This window comes from Rhodococcus sp. P4_C10 (genome assembly GCF_056402135.1).
In genome coordinates, this window is record NZ_JBFUHZ010000088.1 from 1 (window position 1) to 2,424 (window position 2,424).

The following is a 2,424-nucleotide window of genomic DNA, read 5'->3' on the forward strand; positions in this document are numbered from 1 at the left end:
GGCCGGGGCCGCGGCCTTCGCTGCTGCCGGGGCCGCCGGCGCGGGTGCCGCCGGTGCTGCCGAGGCGGGGACCGAGGCGGCAGGTGCAGCGGCGGGCGGTGCTGCAGCAGGAGTGACGGTGGTGGTGGCGGCGGGTGTGCCGTTGCCGTTCGTGGGGCCGGCAGGCGCGGGTTGCGCGGCCTGTCCGTTGGCGCCCGAGGTGTCCGGCTTGTAGTCGGTGAGGAACTCGTGCCAGCTGGCGTCCACAGATGAGGGATCATCCTGGAAGCGCTGGTACATCTCGTCGACAAGCCACTGGTTCTGTCCGAATTGTGACGTAGAACTGCTGCTCACGGCAGGTGTTCGCCTCGTTTCTCTCTTGGTCCCCGATCGGCGCTTATGCACCCGAGGCTAGTCCCCCCGGATGGCGTCCGCGCGCGGCGGGCACCCGCCGAGTGATGTGCGTCACCCGTGAGTGCCCGCGGTTTCAACTATCGATGACATTTTGGGTCCCCGAATTATTCCCCGCAGCGCTTCGCGCCGCATCCCAGAGCCGTTCGTAGTGTCCGCCGGCGTGACGCAGCTCGTGGTGTGGACCGGACTCGACGATGCGCCCGTCGTCGACCACCACGACGAGGTCGGACCGCGCGGCAGTCGCCAGCCGGTGTGCCACCACCACCGCGGTGCGCCGGCGGGCGATCAGCCGGCTGGCCTCGAGCACGGTGCGCTCGGTGGCCGGGTCCAGGGTGGCCGTCGCCTCGTCGAGCAGCAGCAGGTCCGGGTCGACCAGTTCGGCACGGGCCAGCGCGATCAGCTGACGCTGGCCGGCGGAGAGTCCCTGTCCGCGCTCGCCGATCGGGGTGTACATGCCGCCGCGGAGGTCGGCGATGGTCGCCAGCGCGCCCACCGCGCGGGCCGCGGCCACGATCTGCTCGCGGGTCGCGTCGGGCCGGCCGTAGGCGATGTTGCTCGCCACGTCGCCGGTGAACAGGTGCGCCTCCTGCGGGACCACGCCGAGCCGGGCGCGGTACTCGGGGAGCGGGTAGCCGCGCAGGTCCACCCCGTCCACCCGCACCGCGCCGTCGGTCGGGTCGTAGAAGCGGGCCAGCAGCTTGACGACGGTGGACTTGCCGGCGCCGGTCCGGCCGACCAGGGCCACCGTGGCGCCCGCGTCGATGCGCAGGTCCACGCCCTGCAGGGCGTCGGTCTCCGCGCCGCTGTAGCGGAAGGTCACGTCGGCGAGGTCGACGTCCCCGCGCAGGTGCCCGGTGATCGGCACCGTGCCCGACGGGGCAGCGGCGTCGCCGGAGAGTGAGTCCTCCAGCGAACTGCGGGTTCGCAGCAGGTCCCCGATCCGGCGCAGGCCGACGCTGGCCTGCTGGTAGCCGTCGAAGACCTGCGAGAGCTGCTGGATCGGACCGAACAGCAGCCCGAGGTAGAGGACGAAGGCGACCAGCGTGCCCGCGGTGGCCTCGCCGTTGGCGACGCGGGTGGCACCGACCAGCACCACGGCGGCCAGCGCCAGGTCGGACAGGAAGGTGATGAACGGGAAGAAGATCGAGATGGCCCGCTGCGAGCGCATCCGGCTGCGGCGGTAGCTGTCCGCGCGTTCGGCGAACCGTTCCGCCGCGAAGTCCTCACGCCGGTACGCCTGCGCCGCGCGCAGCCCCGCGACATTCTCCTGGAAGTCGGCGTTGACGATCGAGATGCGTTCCCGCGAGACCGAGTACGCCACGGAGGACACCCGGCGGAAGAGCAGGGTGGCCACCAGCAGCGGCGGCACCGCGGCGAGCGCCACCAGTCCGAGCACCACGTCGGTCAGCAGCAGGGCGATCGCGATCCCGACCACCGTGAGCACGCTGACCACCGCCGTCGACAGGCCGGTCTGCAGGAACGACGACAGCGCGTCGACGTCGGTCGTCATCCGGGTCATGATGCGGCCGGACAGTTCCCGCTCGTAGTAGTCGAGGCCGAGCCGCTGCAGGTGCGCGTAGCTGCGCACCCGCAGGCTGTAGAGGACCTTCTCGCCGGCGCGGGTGGTGACCACCGTCATCACCGCGACGACCAGCCAGTCCGCGGCGACCAGCGCGACGCCGGCGAAGGTGGCCCACCACAGCGCGGACGGCTGGTCGGCCGTGACGCCGCGGTCGAGCGCGAACTTGACGATCGACGGGAACAGCACGCCCGCCAGCGAGTCCAGCGCCAGGCAGGCGACGACGGCGGCGAGGATCCAGCGGACCGGCCGCAGCAGCGCGGACAGCCGGAACGCGGGGTCCGGCCGGCGCAGATCGTGGTCGTCCATGCCGGGTTGCTCGGTGGCCGGGGGCAGGGCCGCGACGGCGGCACGCAGTTCCGGCGTGGCGGCCACGTTGCCGAGTGCCCCGGACGCCGCGCCGCCCGCGCCGTGACCGCCGCCGCCCGCAGGTGCGCCGCCCGCCGTCACCG

At 72.8% G+C, this 2,424-nt stretch carries 2 protein-coding genes; both read right to left on the bottom strand.

The window, feature by feature from the left end:
* A partial coding sequence (locus AC1DWC_RS26605; RefSeq protein ID WP_477912880.1) for a 2-oxoglutarate dehydrogenase E1 subunit family protein occupies positions 1 to 333 on the bottom strand: 333 nt, incomplete at its 3' end.
* A 133-nt stretch (positions 334 to 466) separates the two neighbouring features.
* A partial coding sequence (locus AC1DWC_RS26610) for an ABC transporter ATP-binding protein (protein WP_477912882.1) occupies positions 467 to 2,424 on the bottom strand: 1,958 nt, incomplete at its 5' end.